Genomic DNA, 15,581 nt, shown 5'->3' with positions numbered 1-15,581 from the left:
TTAGTATTAGACTCTGTTTTTAATGCGACTGAAGTGGTAGGATATAAATTCACCATTATTCAATATTCCAAAGTGAATTTTATAAGTGCATAACTAAGATTTTCAATAATAGATTTTGTGAGATTCTTTGTTGATAGATAATTAAAGTAAATGTCAAAATAAAATTCACGAATCGGCTCGATTCTCATTCCCAAAATAAAATGTGAAGTGTTAATTCTTTCACCATCTAAGAACTTTGCTGTTTTGTTTTCTAATATATCAGGATGACTTAAAAAAATATCTCCACCAACATTTTTAATCAGATTACCATTTTCGTCATATACATTATTTCCTTTTCTTGTAAAACGATATTCACCCGTTAATCTTATTCTATCACTAAGATTATAATTAGCCCTGAACATTATCTCGTCAGCATTAGGACCAATGCGATGTCCCAGGTTTGTTCCGAAAGCTGTATAAGTGTTCTTTGGATCACGATGAGTATAAACATAAGGACGAATTTTGGTGTATTCTAAAATTAATGATAAATCATTTACTGAAAATGGCTCATACCAAAATGCATTTAGTTGATATGCAGTTTTGTTGGTATATCTTTCTAAATCCTGAAGATTGCTGAGTATATTTTCATCAAGATAAAATGTTGCCTGAAACTGAAGCTTCTTCAGAAAGTTTGTTTGAAAATCCATCCATAGAGTTCCATTATCTCTGTCCTGTAAATCCATTTCAATAAATTTATAAAATGCAAGTGGACTTAAATAACCAAGTTCAATTCCTCTGCCTGAGTAAATCATTGTTTCACCGATTCCAAAATCAAAAAGATTTTTGAAGGATAATCTTAATCTGTTCAATGCCAGGTATTTTGTATAACGCTGATTTATATCATAACTAAAATTGCCAACAGTTGATGCGTGCAGAGAGGTAAAGTGGATAACACCATAATCAAAATTAAATTTTATAAAATCGAGTGTGGGATTTTCTCCGGAGAGAACTAACTTGCTTCCATAGCCATACCCAAAAGTTATATCTTCTCTCCCGAGTTGAACGGACAAATCCATGTTTTCCGTTGGTGAAGTATAAAATTTCAGATATCCATAATTAAAACCATAATTACCAATATTTTCCAGATTTTCAACCCATTTATAATTTGAAAGAAGTTTTGGCTCAATGGTTTCCGCAATTCTGTCATTACCTGAAACTCCCCCTTTAATCACTGTCAGGTTATAACCAAGATGATTAAAAACTGTTCCGCGCATTCTGAAGCCGATATCATAAAGGTTAGCATTATTTGTTGGTGTTGGTGAAAACCTTTGCCCGTGATAGAAGTGACCAAGCCATTCCAGAAAGATATTATTCCCATCTTCTTTATAGCCATAAAGATATTTTACTTTTTGTGAAAACATCTCCGGTAAATCGGAAATAAAATTATTATCCGGATTAAAAAGCTGTGTAGAGCTTTCCGGATTAAGATCATCATTAAGCTCTGCTAAGTATTTATTAAGAAGTTTTTTCTCTGTGGGGCTTAGTGAGGGTTCATTAATTTTTATAAGGTTTAGAAGTTTAATTATTTCAAATCGCGACATAACCGGATCATCTTCTTTAATATAGTCCACTAATCCTTTTACATAAATCTCTTTAAGAAAAATGTAAACCGGATGATTTAGCTGCACATTTTCAACCTGAGCAAAACAAATTAATTGTACATTCAGAATAATTATTGGAATAAATAACTTAAATCTTCTCATTGTATTTAAGGTATGTTTGTGATTGATATTTTTTTTGAAAACATTAGTTTAGTTTATCTTTGCAGAAAAGTTAAAAAATTATGAGACCAATTTACCTTTATATTGATAAATACGGAATTACAAGAAAAGTTGCTGTTGATTTATCATACTTATTCCCACACAAACAAATCAGATTACCAAAGTGGCAATTTGAAGAGGGACTTTACTTGAGATACTTACCTGACCTTAAAGACCCTTCTAAGGTTGAAAAATATTTTCTCACCAAAGATAAAATATTAAAAGAGGATAAGAATTTTTATTACTTCGCATTTCCTTTTAAGTATGAACAAGTATCAGAAGTAGCCGTCTGACTGGTTTCTTATGTAACTTTAAATAGTTTGTTCAAGAAGATTAAGTTTAAATTTTTGAATTCTTATTCAAGATCCCAACAATTTTACTTTTAAATTATAATAACACAAACCATTACACAGGTGTAAAAATGAAAAAAATCTTTCTGTTAATTCTTATTTCCACAAGTATTATAACTGCACAGGATGTTGCCGATTCTCTTTTAAAACAAGGATGGAATCCAACTGGTGTTGTTGGCATAAACCTTTCTCAGATTGCGTTCAAAGATTGGACACAAGGTGGTTCGAATTCTTTAGCATATACTTTATTTTCAAATTTTGGAGTAATCTACTTCGATAATCCGTGGAAATGGAGAACCAATCTTAAAGCAGCTTATGGCAGAACGAAGCTTGAAGACCAGGGTTACAGAACTACCGATAATGAATTTTATTTTGAAAGTATTTTAACAAGAAAAATCGGTTGGCCTGTTGACCCATATTTTGCTCTTACCATCCGGTCTTCTCTTACAAAAGGATATGATTATAAATCAGATCCGGCAGTTCAGATTGTTGATTTTTTTGATCCCGGTTATGTATCTCAGGCATTAGGTTTTCAATATTCACACGGTGAAATTTTTTCATCACGACTTGGAGTAGCATTACAACAGACTTTTGCAAATAAATTTGCAGCAGCTTATACTGATGATATCGAAACTACTGATAAGATTGAGGATTTCAAGTTTGATACTGGTATTGAATCCGTGTCTGAAGTAAAATACAATTTTTATGATAATATGACTTATCTAAGTTTTCTGAGATTGTTTTCGAGATTCAATTCGCTTGATGTTTGGGATGTAAGGTGGGATAATATTATCGCAGCAAAAGTAAATAACTATATCACTGTGAATTTTAATGTTGTACTCGTTCACGAAATCAGTCAGAGCAGAAGAACACAGTTCAAAGAAGCAATAAATATTGGAATAGCTTATAGTTTATTTTAATTATTTTAAAGTTATTAAAAGCAAGCTTTATCCAACTGAAAATTATTCATAGAACTTTAAAGAACAGACTGACAGTCAGTTTAGCAATTAATTGGAATTTAAAATGAGTACAAAAGAAAAATTTATCGAAACTATCCGGCAAGGATATAGTTTCAAAGGCGATTCTATTATTTTCGGTACAGCCATTTTTAATGGCGAAGCAATTCCCGATTTACATATCAAAATGCCACTCGCTACAATAAATCGGCACGGACTAATAGCAGGTGCAACCGGAACAGGTAAAACCAAAACAGTTCAACTTTTTGCAGAAGCACTTTCTGAGAAAAGTATTCCGGTAATGCTTATGGATATCAAAGGTGATTTAAGTGGAATTGCTGCTGAAGGTTATGTCAATCCAAAGATTGAGGAAAGACATCAGAAAATTGGTCTTCCCTATCAGCCAAAAAAATTTCCGGTTGAATTTCTATCTCTATCAGATGAAAAAGGAGTTAGACTTAGAGCAACCGTTTTAGAGTTTGGTCCGATCTTAATTTCAAAAATTCTTGAATTGAATGATGTTCAGTCGGGACTGGTTTCAGTTCTTTTCAAATATTGTGATGATAATAATCTTCCCTTACTTGATCTTAAAGATTTTAAGAAGATACTTCAATACGCTTCTAACGAAGGTAAACAAGAGATTGAAAAGGAATATGGAAATATATCCACAACTTCTCTGGGCACAATACTAAGAAAAGTTATTGAGCTTGAACAACAAGGTGCAGATAAATTTTTTGGAGAAAGATCATTTGATGTTGATGATTTGCTTCGTTTAGATGAGAACGGTAATGGTGTAATATCAGTTCTCAGATTAATTGATTTACAGAATCGTCCAAAATTATTTTCTACATTTATGTTGTGTCTGCTTGCTGAAATTTATCAGACATTCCCGGAATTGGGTGATAAACCCGAACCAAAACTTGTAATAGTAATTGATGAAGCCCACCTTATTTTTAACGAAGCCAGCAAAGCATTACTTGAACAGATTGAAACAATAATAAAATTAATCCGTTCGAAAGGTGTTGGAATTTATTTCTGCACACAAAATCCTCAGGATGTTCCTGCTTCGGTATTAAGTCAGTTAGGATTAAAGATTCAACATGCATTAAGGGCTTTTACTGCACAGGATAGAAAAATGATAAAGCTTACAGCAGAAAACTATCCTTTAAGTGAATTTTATAAAACGGATGAATTGCTAACTTCACTTGGTATTGGAGAAGCTGCAATTACTGTGCTTAACGAAAAAGGTATTCCGACTCCGCTGGCAGCAACTCTGTTATGTGCACCTCGTTCGAGAATGGATGTTTTAACTGATGATGAATTAAATGAAATTTTATCAAAGTCAAAATTAATCACAAAGTACAATGAGATAATTGATCGGGAGAGTGCTTACGAAATTCTTAATCAAAAATTAGAAAGAGCTGCACAGCAATCTTCGAGCGAAATAAATAAAGAAGTTCCGCAAGTAAGATTTCCTCAGCAAACAAAAACAACAACAAGAAGAACTGAAAAATCTGCTGCTGAAAAAATTGCAAGCAGTCCATTAGCAAAACAAGTCGGAAGAACTTTAGTAAGAGAGCTTGCAAGAGGCATATTTGGTGTTCTTTTGGGAGGAAAGAAAAGGTAAATAGCTTTTCAGTATTTTTTATCCCGATACTAAATCCTGTTTATTATATTCTTCAATAAATAAAAAATCCGTGCAACTTTTCAGCTGCACGGATTAACAGGTCAGAGAAGAGAAGAACTAAAAACCAAACGAAATTGCAAATACATGGTTTGCATCGAAATATTTTACAGGCACATAAGCATAATCAACTGACAAATCCAAACCACTGAACTCTGCTAAATTTAATCCTACACCAACTGTAAAATTCTGGAAAATATTTGGTGTATTATCATCTGATTGCGGTGCCCAGAGATAGCCACCTCTCAGATAAAGTAAATTTCTGAAGGAATATTCCAGACCGAATTTATAATCATCATACGAGTAATTATTGTTCTGGAATGTGGTTGAAACTGTCAGAGCATTATCATTATCTAAATTTCTCTGATAAGAAACTCCAATTGCAATTTCTGAAGGTAATTCAGCAGAAGCTGCATCAATCTTCAGAAATGTTGGACCTCTCTGAGCATTTGGATCATCAGCATTTACATATAATCCGTTTCCATCAAATTTAATTGGCGCTCCAAGATTTTTAACTACAACACCAAGATTAAATCCTGGCAGAGCGAATAAATCTCTGTACTGAACACCAAAATCGAAAGCGAAGGTGCTTGCACTAACTCTGTCAATGTTCTCACTGATAAGATTAAAGTTAGCACCAACAGATATTCTGTCTGTAAGTTGTTTCGAGTAGGTTAATCCAAGAACGAAATAGCTAGGACTGATTATCTGGCCGGTTCCATCAGGTTGGTCCATCGTTGTAACATTGATATCACCAATGTTAAGTGATCTGAATGACAATCCAATGGTACCCACATCACCCAATCTGCCACTGGCAGCAACAAAGTTCATTGACATATCAGCAATGTATGAGCGGTGTGAGAATATTGCATTCGCATCGCTGGTGCTAAGATCAACACCAGCCGGATTCCAGTAAATTGATTCCAATCCGCGCACATAAGAAATTGATGAACCTGCCATGCTTAGATATCTTGCACCAACAGGAATTCTCAATTCAGGTGCACCAGATGTACCAGCGCGATTTTGACCACCGCCAAATACTTCGGCGCCGGTCATACCTATTATCAGTAGGACTAATAATATTCTTTTAAGTTGTATCATTTTTTCCTCCGAATAAATTAAAAATTTATTAAAAGGGCTTATAAATTTTTTCATCATTACCCTTTTCATTTTAATAAACCTTAAGCATTTGTTGTTCATTTACGATAGCCAGTTTAAGTATTTTGGTTTTACCAAAATCAGGCATATCGATATAAACTATGTAAATGCCACTGGCTACCGGATAGTTGTTATCATTCTGTAAATCCCATGTTTCGAACTGATTTGTGGAGCTGTGAATTATAGTTCTTACTAAAACTCCACTCAGATCAAATATTCTGATCGTTGCCTTCTCGGGTAAATGACTGAATGTAACATACTTGTTATTCGGAGCAGTTTCTCGATATTGATATCCATAATATGGATTTGGGAATACATTTATCTTATCTAAATCTTCTTTAGCCAGATCAGGGCTGAAAGATGGTTTAGGTGTAGAGAATGTAAATACATCTGCCACAGAGTTTACTTTGTTTGCGAGGATAAGGAATTCATCTTCGCCAGAAGCATTTGGTGAAAATACAGCTGCACCTCTTCTTGCCCAGGTTGCAAAATACATTACTCTTGCATCTGAGCCGATAATTTCCTGAGCCATTGTTGGGTCAGATGTTTCACTGTAAGGTGCATCGAAAATGAATAACCATTCTCTTGGTCCATCACCATCAACATTATCATAGTTATTATGATTACCAGGCCAGTATTTACCATCAACTAGTCCATTAACAGCATTGTTTTCAAGGAAACCAACTGCAAGTCTTTGTGGATTATTCGGATCATCTACATTCCACGCAGAAAGAGGAACATTTTTAGCAAATTCCTGAAATGCATATCCACCAGTTGGATTTAATATATACGGAGCAAATTCTGGTTTTGCAGGTGGTTGACTGGCTCTTCTCATATATCGGTATCCATAAGAAACATTCGGATCATTAAGATCAAATGGTGGATCATAATCACCAGTGAAATTAACACTTGCTAATTTCAATACAACATTTTTCAATTCGGGTGGAGTAACAATCATAACGCCATCATCAAAAACGCTTCTTGGGCTTGCATAACCCAATGCACCATTAAATCCTTCAAAATGTAATCCATCTGCGCCACCAGCCCAGGTAAATCTTCTCGTACCGTTAGGAATATCCCAATCTTTCACTCCTGCGAAAGGTGGTCCCACAACTTTAACCAGCATACCATCAACAATTGCGTAATCATCATTACCTTCCTGATTTAGTTGATTTGATAAGACTACACGGTTTTCATCTAAATCCTTTAAATTCCAAACAGTTCCATCAACGGTTTCTTCAAAAGTAACTTCATATTTATGACCTTTCAGTTTTGAAGGGTCTACAACAATTGCGAACACTGATCCATCGCTACCTCCGGATTGATGAACTGCTTTTATCGTATCACCAACCACAGAATTGTATCTGACACCCGGAGTTGTTGATTGTGGGACAACATTCAAGATAGCAGGAGCAGATTCAAGTATATTTGCAGGCAATCCGGGATCATTATTGTAAGCAAGTGCTGTGATAGCAAATGTATAGGATTGTCCGTTTATTAATCCTTTGTTGTTAATGTAATCCTTATCAATGGTCAAGTATCTCTGTATTCCTTTTGTATTATCAAGGAATGCAACTGGCTTGGAATAAATTAATCCGGTTGCCTCATCAAGGAATTTATCTGACAATACTGATACACCATTGACTACATCAAAGATTGCAATTCTAACTGCCTTCGGATCCTTAATATCAACAGCACCGGCAGGCAATTGATAAACTGCATATCCTTCAAATTCATAAGGACCATGTGGTGAATTTTCAATTGCATCTTTAACTTCAGGGTCAAGTGACCAGCTTATGGAGATTTTATTATCCACTTGTGCTGCGCTAACATCAGGAGTTGGCATAACTGGTACATCAAAAAGCTGATCAAATGCAAATTGTGCAAATTGATCATTGAACTTCATTGAACTTATGCTGGAAAGATTATTCTTACCCATTCCATATACTAATGCCAGAACAACCTGAGCTGTATCACCCAGATTCAAAGAGATTGGTCCGTTCGTAACCATTATTCTTCTATCACCCGGACCTTCTTTTTTACCATCGATTTTTCCAATTCCGAAAACAGGATCACCGGCAAGTAAGAATGTACCATCGGGTGCATAGTCAACTACTTCTGGAGGGAAATCCTGACCTGATGGATATCTTGGTTCTGGAAGTTTTCCTCGCATCAGATTATAGAATTGCAATGTACCATTATAGTTAAATGTTGGATCACTCCAGGAACCACCAGCTGCAAAGTAAACAAAAGAACTCATTGGTTTTCTGTTTACATATTTATAACCTTTTTTCCACTTCAAATCTACAATAGCGCTATCATCTGGATTGCCAGTAAATTTGGAAACACCTGATAAAAAGTCATAACCAACTGCTGGTGGAGGGAATCCAATTCCGGCATAAGTAGCATCGGAAGCTTTTGAGCTATAAGCATAACCGAGATTTAATACAGTATCGCAACCTGCAAAGTCATCGGTTGAGTTACCGACATCAGGGTCTGCCCACTGAACAATATACATACTATCAATAGTCGAAGTTGGACTTGATGTAGGAGTCCCTTTATAAATGATGTTTACTTTTTTAAATATAACATTTGCCAGTGGACCAGTTACAGCATATGCCCAATATGTTTCTGAAATTTCTAAGCCAATAGCAGGTGAACCATAGTTTCCTTCAGAACCGGAATCATCGTATCTGATGAATAGGGTCTGAGATGCACCAGGAATACCAGGCACATCAACTGCAGGTTCGTAAACACCGTTACCATTTTTATCATCGAAAGGTGCACCTTGTGCTGCAGGCCATTCATTCCAATCCTTAGCATACTGATCGCGAATGGTTTGGATATCAGCATCAGTTACTGAAGAAGGTGGAACCTGCAAAAATGTTGCCGCATCATTTCTCAAATCAGCTCTGGCATAATCTGGTCTTACTCTGTAAAGTCTGTCTATTGCGTTAGTGCCGGAACCATAGGTGTTTCCGTTAACTCTTACAACTGGTGCATTACCGTCATTAACCAATCCACCCCAAACGATACCTTCAGCAAAAATAGCTCCGACAGTTGTGCCTATTGGAAAAGCACCATTCCAACCGCCACCAATAACCCAATCGTGAAATCCGTTATCATTAACCCACATCGAAGCATTGTTAATATTCATAATACTCATGACAGGATTAGCCCAGGTTTTTTGCAGTATGGGCTTTTTCCCTTTATCCTTTGGGTCAACCTCATATTTTGCAGACAAAGAATGAGGATAAACCAGAAAGATGAGTGTAATTACTGTTAATAATATTTTTAATTTTTTCATGTTAATTAACCTCCGAATAATTAATAGTTAATCCAAACACCAACTCTAAGTTGTCTTGGTGCGCCGAACAAATCATATCCATAAACTGCGTAAGCTGCTTGTCTGTTTTCCAGATTTATGGCTCTATAAAGATCTGCAAATCTTTCATATCTGCCCGGGTCACCTTGAATTAGAGTTTGTGCGTCTGTTGTTGATAAGAATCCATCATCGTATGCATTACCAGTTTTATCATAAACATTTATTACACTCTTTGTATTCAGAAGATTAAATACCTGAATGTAGAAATTTACATCAAGGTTATAGATTGTGACTGTTTTATCAATTCTTAAGTCGATATTATATACCCACGGTGTCTTAGCTGAGTTGATTGGTCCAATAGGTCTTCTTCCTCTTGTATCACCGGTTCCGATTGGAGTTAAACCACCAGTCCAGGCAGATGATTGACCCAAACCAGTCCACTGTGAATAAGTGAATGGATGACCACTGTTAAATGTAAGCAGCATATTGAGGCCCAATCTTTCGAGTATCGGACCACCATCGTCTTTATCAAATCTATAATCCAAGAAGATTGAACCTCTGTGGGTTTGATTATAATCTAATGGTATCAACACAGTTGGAACATTTCTGTTTACTTCTGTAGAACCCAAACCACTATTTGAAAGTGAATTTGTTCCTTCAGCTGAGGAGAAAGTATAATCAATAGAACCACTAACTCTTGAAATTCTTCTTAGCTTTAAGCTTAATTCCACACCTTTGGTTGTAGCAAAGTCCTGATTGACAAATGCAGAATAATTTGCTCTGAATGCACCGGGTCTAGTAGGAATTATTGCATACTGAATTTGACCTTTGATGTCTTTGTAAAATGCTGTTATATCAAATGCTGCGTATTCAGAAAATTGATGACCAAATCCAACTTCGTACTGAGTAGTTCTTATTGGGTTTGGATTATATGCAATTGGATTTGTAAACAAGTTTGCAGATCTCAACTGCTGAGCAGCAATAAACACTCCACGATATGCAATATCCAGACTAGGTGCCTGAACAAATTTTCCATATTGTAAATGGAAAACTGTTTTATCAGAAATCGGGAAAGCAAATCCTAATCTTGGTGAAACGAAATTGAATTTATCACCATTAGTTATTGCTGAATCAGGAATAAGGTTTGTCCTTGTATCAAATACTGGCAATCTCGGATCAACCCAAGCCCAGCTATCCATATCAATGTGGTCAAATCTTAATCCTGCATTAATGATGAGGTCACTAATTTCAATTCTATCTACAATATATGCTGAAGCAAAAACCGGATGCTTTGGAGCGAATAAGCCTTCTTCATCTGTTTCATTTCCAAATACATCAAATCCATAGTTATTGAAGTTTGCAAAAAGTGTAGTGCTTATCAAAGTTGATAGCGAATCTCTTGCAAGATCCGGATTGTTTCTTACTGTTGATAAGAAGTTACCAGGATTTCCAACCTGCCATCTTCTTACAGTATATCTCTGATAAGAACCACCAATCTTCAAAGCATGGATATCAACCTGACCGGTATAAGCAAGTGAAGCTGTCAGATAATTGTTATGATCTTTTGTGTATCCTGTGAGTACTGCACCAGGTCTGCTGAATGGAAATCCATAGAAATCATAATCAGCAGGATCAGAGAAATAGTTAGAGTAAACCCAACCAAATTTTGATGCAGCGAGACTATCGCTATATGCTAAGAAATCATCTCCGAATACAGGGTCATAAGTTTTGCCACGATAATCATAAAATCCTACTAATCCTTCAATAAATGAATTTGCACCTAATAAATAAGTACCCTTTAAATTCAATAACAGTGTTGAAACATCTGTCATTGCTAATCGATCTGTATTAAAAAGATTGATAATATTATTCATTCCCTGACTCTTGGTTCTGGAATAAGCACCGGCTAGTCTGAGGAATAATGGATTGTTATCGAATAACAATGTACCGTTAGCAGTGTAACGGTTGTTCATGTTGCCAGGTAAATTAGCATTTCCCCATTTAAGAATCTGATATTCATTTGTATTGCCACCAGAGACTCCGGTATCAAATACCTTTGTGGTATCCCATAGCGCACCGTCAGAAAATCTCTCCGGATTAGCGCTAAAAAATTTAGGATTGTCTCTGCTGAATGTATTTTCACCTGACAAGAAGAATTTCAATTTTTCAGTAAATGTAGGACCACTAACAGTAAATACATTACTGAAATATCCATAAGAATATGTTCCAAGGAATTTCTCGCCGGGATAATTTCCAAAGTTGTCAGTTTCTGATCTGAATGAGAAATGATAATTGTTTGTTCCGGTTTTAAATTCGGATGAGACTATACCAGCATTTGCATTACCAAATTCTGCAGTATATCCACCTGCCTGCACAGAAACTTCCTGAACAGCATCAGGAATTACATTTACCAATGAACCACCATTTCTGTTCAGAACATCTTTAACATCAGCACCTTCAACTGTGTATCCCGTTTCATCAGGTCGGCTACCACGGATAAACAAACGACCATTCTGAAGCACAACACCAGGTTGAAGTGCAACAACTTCCTGAACCCCTCTCATTCCAAGTTGTTCGAGACGGTCACTATCAACAATTCTTTTAGCATTTGTTGAGGTCTTTTCAATAAGAGGTCTTTCAGATATAATTACAACTTCTTCTGTTGAAATTTGTGAAGAAGTTAATTCGAAATTTAATCTAGTAGTTAATCCGGCATTTACAGATAGATTACTTACAGTAACATCCTGATAACCGATATAGGATGCTTTAACAGTATAGTTTCCAGCCGGAATGTTATTTATAATGTACTCACCATTTACATTTGTCGCAGCACCGAATGTTGTTCCTACGACGATTATGTTTGCACCGATTAGAGGTTCACCAGTCTGCTTATCCGTAACTGTACCTGATATTCTTCCATTCTGTGCATAGACAAATGAAACGGCAAACATCAGAAGTATAAAAATTTTGTAAAGTTTAGGAAACATTTTTTCCTCCGTTGTTTATTTTCTTTTTAATTAGTCATCAAGTAAAACAGCATATTTTAAATTAGCAGATTCATCATACAAAGCGATTGTATATCTGCTCTTTGCGCTTAAATCATAGCTGAAGCTAAGAGTTTGTGTATCATTATAAGTTATTTCTATTGTGAAATTACCCGATGCATTCTTCAGATATGAAGAGTTCTTTCCTGTCTCTAATGGAGTAGAGAACTCATTTTCATTAGCTCCAATTTTTATGCTGTTTATAACAATATCCGGTGAACCATTGAATACGGATATCCAGGCAGTATCTGCTGGAAATAATGGTTTGCCATTTTCAGAATCTTTTGTTTGCCAGATATATCGTTGATTAACAAGTACAAGCGAAGGACCAGCAGTGTCTGCTGCACTACCTACGAGAAATGCTCTGAACTTATAATCAGTTGTTGCAGAGAATCTGAATGATTTGGAACTTCCATTATCAAATGAAGCAACGAGAGTTTTGCTTCCCGATGGAATTGTTAAAAATGCCGCCTGAGGACCTGGCAATTCACCTCCAAATGAAACTGCTCCTAGAGACTGTCCATTAAGAGTCAAAGTTGCTGAGCCAGCTCCGGTTGCAAGATTAACAACCTTCATTTGACTGGAATAGTCGATGCTGCTGGGAATTGGATTCACACTCGTGTCCACACATCCAGCGAAAAAGACTGTGGTTAAATAGAGAAATACCAACAGCATTAGATGTTTGTAAGGTATTTTCATCTTACCTCCTGATTAGTTAGTTATGTTTATTTTATTAAAATTTTTATGTATATGAAAAGTGCCTATTAGAGAAATGAAACATTGGTCCCTGACATGATTTTCCAAATAGAAAAGAAATGTATTTGATGCGCTCATTGATCTCTCCTAATAATTTTTTAATCTAAAGAACAAATACTCAATATAAATTTATTATTTACCTCTCCTTCAAAAGGTATTAAATAAATACTTTCGATTGAAAACGAGATTCAATAGATATAATGATAGAATGATTTTTTAAGTGGTCAATTTTTTCGGTTTTGAAGAGTGCCCTGCTAAGATCAGTTGGTAAATTATTTTTCATCAGCAATTACCAATAGTTGAAAAATGTAAAATTATTTTGCTCACATGCGAAACTGCACAAAATTATTATTAATGTCAATAATCCAATAAATTAAATTTAGTTTGATGAAATTTTAATTCTACAACATAAATATCATCAATAAGATTTTGTGGTAAACAGAATTTCTTTTAGGTTGAAGGTTATGTTAAAATGATATGAATGTCAAAGAACTAGTCGTTATCAAATCTGGAGTAAATGTTTAATTACTTCTTTTAATCTGAATTTTATCTTCTTACGCTATCATCAACGTCAGAGGTCATTCCAATATAAATGTAATTTCTTATTTTGCTTCTTAATGCATAAACATAAATCATTGTGGGGTTGTGGAATTATTGTGAAATGAATTTGTGCCCGGAACAGGACTCGAACCTGCCTGACGGCAGGCAGGCCTGCACTGGCTAATGCCAACTCCTGAAACTTGAGTAAATTATTTCCGCAGAAAAGCCAGGAGATTTATTTATTAATCCTGAAGTAATTTTTTATATTATTTAATCATTCTAATTAGCGACTAATTGACTTTAATTCTTGTTTATCAGTCGTTTCAGAAATTCTTTTCCAACACCACTCTTCAGATACTTTTCTTTAATTCTTGCTTCTTGTCTGTTTTCGAATTCTTCAAGATAGATTAACTCAAATGGTCGATAACTTCGTGTAGTTTTTTCGTATCCTGAATTATGTCTTCGCATTCTATCATTAATGTCAGAGGTCATTCCAACATAAATGTAATTTCTTATTTTACTTTTTAATGCATAAACATAAATCATTGTGGGTTTGTGGAATTATTGTGAAATGAATTTGTGCCCGGAACAGGACTCGAACCTGCCTGACGGCAGGCAGGCCTGCACTGGCTAATGCCAACTCTTGAAACTTGAGTGAATTATTTCCACAGAAAAGCCAGGAGATTTATTTAATAATCCTGAAGTAATTTTTTATATCATTTAATCATTCTAATTAGCGACTAATTGACTTTAATTCTTGTTTATCAGTCGTTTCAGAAATTCTTTTCCAACACCACTCTTCAGATACTTTTCTTTAATTCTTGCTTCTTGTCTGTTTTCGAATTCTTCAAGATAGATTAACTCAAATGGTCGATAACTTCGTGTAGTTTTTTCGTATCCTGAATTATGTCTTCGCATTCTATCATTAATGTCAGAGGTCATTCCAACATAAATGTAATTTCTTATTTTACTTTTTAATGCATAAACATAAATCATTGTGGGTTTGTGGAATTATTGTGAAATGAATTTGTGCCCGGAACAGGACTCGAACCTGCCTGACGGCAGGCAGGCCTGCACTGGCTAATGCCAACTCTTGAAACTTGAGTGAATTATTTCCACAGAAAAGCCAGGAGATTTATTTAATAATCCTGAAGTAATTTTTTATATCATTTAATCATTCTAATTAGCGACTAATTGACTTTAATTCTTGTTTATCAGTCGTTTCAGAAATTCTTTTCCAACACCACTCTTCAGATACTTCTCTTTAATTCTTGCTTCTTGTCTGTTTTCGAATTCTTCAAGATAGATTAACTCAAATGGTCGATAACTTCGTGTCGTTTTCTCATATCCTGAATTATGTCTTCGCATTCTGTCATTAATGTCAGAGGTCATTCCAACATAAATGTAATTTCTTATTTTGCTTTTTAATGCATAAACATAAATCATTGTGGGGTTGTGGAATTATTGTGAAATGAATTTGTGCCCGGAACAGGACTCGAACCTGCCTGACGGCAGGCAGGCCTGCACTGGCTAATGCCAACTCTTGAAACTTGAGTGAATTATTTCCACAGAAAAGCCAGGAGATTTATTTATTAATCCTGAAGTAATTTTTTATATTATTTAATCATTCTAATTAGCGACTAATTGACTTTAATTCTTGTTTATCAGTCGTTTCAGAAATTCTTTTCCAACACCACTCTTCAGATACTTTTCTTTAATTCTTGCTTCTTGTCTGTTTTCGAATTCTTCAAGATAGATTAACTCAAATGGTCGATAACTTCGTGTCGTTTTTTCATATCCTGAATTATGTCTTCGCATTCTATCATTAATGTCAGAAGTCATTCCAACATAAATGTAATTTCTTATTTTACTTTTTAATGCATAAACATAAATCATTGTGGGTTTGTGGAATTATTGTGAAATGAATTTGTGCCCGGAACAGGACTCGAACCTGCCTGACGGCAGGCAG

12 protein-coding genes are annotated in these 15,581 nt (G+C 35.2%); 3 read left to right on the top strand and 9 right to left on the bottom strand.

Features of this window, described 5'->3' with window-relative positions; genetic code table 11:
- Positions 1–59: 59 nt before the first annotated feature.
- On the bottom strand, positions 60–1,742 hold the full coding sequence (locus tag Q0X14_RS00555) for a capsule assembly Wzi family protein (RefSeq protein ID WP_297840975.1): 1,683 nt from the start codon (positions 1,740–1,742) through the stop codon (positions 60–62).
- Between the two features lie 80 nt (positions 1,743–1,822).
- Between Q0X14_RS00555 and Q0X14_RS00550 the strand changes: the two genes are divergently transcribed.
- The 3 genes from Q0X14_RS00550 to Q0X14_RS00540 all read left to right on the top strand — a co-directional run bounded on the left by Q0X14_RS00550 (position 1,823) and on the right by Q0X14_RS00540 (position 4,732).
- Positions 1,823–2,092, top strand: a complete 270-nt coding sequence (locus tag Q0X14_RS00550) for a hypothetical protein (protein WP_297840972.1) — start codon at positions 1,823–1,825, stop codon at positions 2,090–2,092.
- Positions 2,093–2,220: 128 nt separating this feature from the next.
- Positions 2,221–3,069: a DUF3078 domain-containing protein gene (locus tag Q0X14_RS00545; protein ID WP_297840970.1), complete on the top strand. Its 849-nt coding sequence runs from the start codon at positions 2,221–2,223 to the stop codon at positions 3,067–3,069.
- A gap of 103 nt (positions 3,070–3,172) precedes the next feature.
- A complete protein-coding gene (locus tag Q0X14_RS00540) occupies positions 3,173–4,732 on the top strand; it encodes a helicase HerA-like domain-containing protein (RefSeq protein WP_297840966.1) in 1,560 nt (519 codons plus the stop codon).
- A gap of 117 nt (positions 4,733–4,849) precedes the next feature.
- Here the strand turns inward: Q0X14_RS00540 and Q0X14_RS00535 are convergent, their stop codons facing one another.
- The 8 genes from Q0X14_RS00535 to Q0X14_RS00500 all read right to left on the bottom strand — a co-directional run bounded on the left by Q0X14_RS00535 (position 4,850) and on the right by Q0X14_RS00500 (position 15,508).
- Positions 4,850–5,890 (bottom strand): PorV/PorQ family protein, encoded by a 1,041-nt coding sequence (locus Q0X14_RS00535; RefSeq protein WP_297840964.1) that lies wholly within the window; start codon positions 5,888–5,890, stop codon positions 4,850–4,852.
- 70 nt (positions 5,891–5,960) lie between these two features.
- A complete protein-coding gene (locus tag Q0X14_RS00530) occupies positions 5,961–9,254 on the bottom strand; it encodes a T9SS type A sorting domain-containing protein (RefSeq protein WP_297840962.1) in 3,294 nt (1,097 codons plus the stop codon).
- A 20-nt stretch (positions 9,255–9,274) separates the two neighbouring features.
- Positions 9,275–12,259 carry a TonB-dependent receptor gene (locus Q0X14_RS00525; protein ID WP_297840959.1) on the bottom strand — a complete coding sequence of 995 codons (2,985 nt, stop codon included), beginning with the start codon at positions 12,257–12,259 and terminating at the stop codon, positions 9,275–9,277.
- Between the two features lie 30 nt (positions 12,260–12,289).
- On the bottom strand, positions 12,290–13,015 hold the full coding sequence (locus tag Q0X14_RS00520) for a DUF4397 domain-containing protein (RefSeq protein WP_297840956.1): 726 nt from the start codon (positions 13,013–13,015) through the stop codon (positions 12,290–12,292).
- Between the two features lie 897 nt (positions 13,016–13,912).
- Entirely contained in the window at positions 13,913–14,158 is a 246-nt protein-coding gene (locus Q0X14_RS00515; RefSeq protein ID WP_297840954.1) for a GIY-YIG nuclease family protein, read from the bottom strand.
- A gap of 204 nt (positions 14,159–14,362) precedes the next feature.
- Entirely contained in the window at positions 14,363–14,608 is a 246-nt protein-coding gene (locus Q0X14_RS00510; protein WP_297840954.1) for a GIY-YIG nuclease family protein, read from the bottom strand.
- Between the two features lie 204 nt (positions 14,609–14,812).
- Complete coding sequence (locus Q0X14_RS00505) at positions 14,813–15,058, bottom strand: GIY-YIG nuclease family protein (protein WP_297840954.1); 246 nt, start codon at positions 15,056–15,058, stop codon at positions 14,813–14,815.
- A gap of 204 nt (positions 15,059–15,262) precedes the next feature.
- Positions 15,263–15,508, bottom strand: a complete 246-nt coding sequence (locus Q0X14_RS00500; RefSeq protein WP_297840954.1) for a GIY-YIG nuclease family protein — start codon at positions 15,506–15,508, stop codon at positions 15,263–15,265.
- Between the last annotated feature and the right edge of the window lie 73 nt (positions 15,509–15,581).

The sequence above is a fragment of the Ignavibacterium sp. genome, assembly GCF_025998815.1.
GTDB lineage: Bacteria > Bacteroidota > Ignavibacteria > Ignavibacteriales > Ignavibacteriaceae > Ignavibacterium.
This window is presented reverse-complemented; position numbering and strand designations above follow the sequence as displayed.

What these genes read in the sequence shown, in the direction of transcription:
- Q0X14_RS00530 (WP_297840962.1), bottom strand. Translation starts at nt 9,254, where the DNA reads ATGAAAAAATTAAAAATATTATTAACAGTAATTACACTCATCTTTCTG.
- Q0X14_RS00555 (WP_297840975.1), bottom strand. Translation starts at nt 1,742, where the DNA reads ATGAGAAGATTTAAGTTATTTATTCCAATAATTATTCTGAATGTACAA.
- Q0X14_RS00500 (WP_297840954.1), bottom strand. Translation starts at nt 15,508, where the DNA reads ATGATTTATGTTTATGCATTAAAAAGTAAAATAAGAAATTACATTTAT.
- Q0X14_RS00505 (WP_297840954.1), bottom strand. Translation starts at nt 15,058, where the DNA reads ATGATTTATGTTTATGCATTAAAAAGCAAAATAAGAAATTACATTTAT.
- Q0X14_RS00540 (WP_297840966.1), top strand. Translation starts at nt 3,173, where the DNA reads ATGAGTACAAAAGAAAAATTTATCGAAACTATCCGGCAAGGATATAGT.
- Q0X14_RS00525 (WP_297840959.1), bottom strand. Translation starts at nt 12,259, where the DNA reads ATGTTTCCTAAACTTTACAAAATTTTTATACTTCTGATGTTTGCCGTT.
- Q0X14_RS00535 (WP_297840964.1), bottom strand. Translation starts at nt 5,890, where the DNA reads ATGATACAACTTAAAAGAATATTATTAGTCCTACTGATAATAGGTATG.
- Q0X14_RS00515 (WP_297840954.1), bottom strand. Translation starts at nt 14,158, where the DNA reads ATGATTTATGTTTATGCATTAAAAAGTAAAATAAGAAATTACATTTAT.
- Q0X14_RS00550 (WP_297840972.1), top strand. Translation starts at nt 1,823, where the DNA reads ATGAGACCAATTTACCTTTATATTGATAAATACGGAATTACAAGAAAA.
- Q0X14_RS00520 (WP_297840956.1), bottom strand. Translation starts at nt 13,015, where the DNA reads ATGAAAATACCTTACAAACATCTAATGCTGTTGGTATTTCTCTATTTA.
- Q0X14_RS00545 (WP_297840970.1), top strand. Translation starts at nt 2,221, where the DNA reads ATGAAAAAAATCTTTCTGTTAATTCTTATTTCCACAAGTATTATAACT.
- Q0X14_RS00510 (WP_297840954.1), bottom strand. Translation starts at nt 14,608, where the DNA reads ATGATTTATGTTTATGCATTAAAAAGTAAAATAAGAAATTACATTTAT.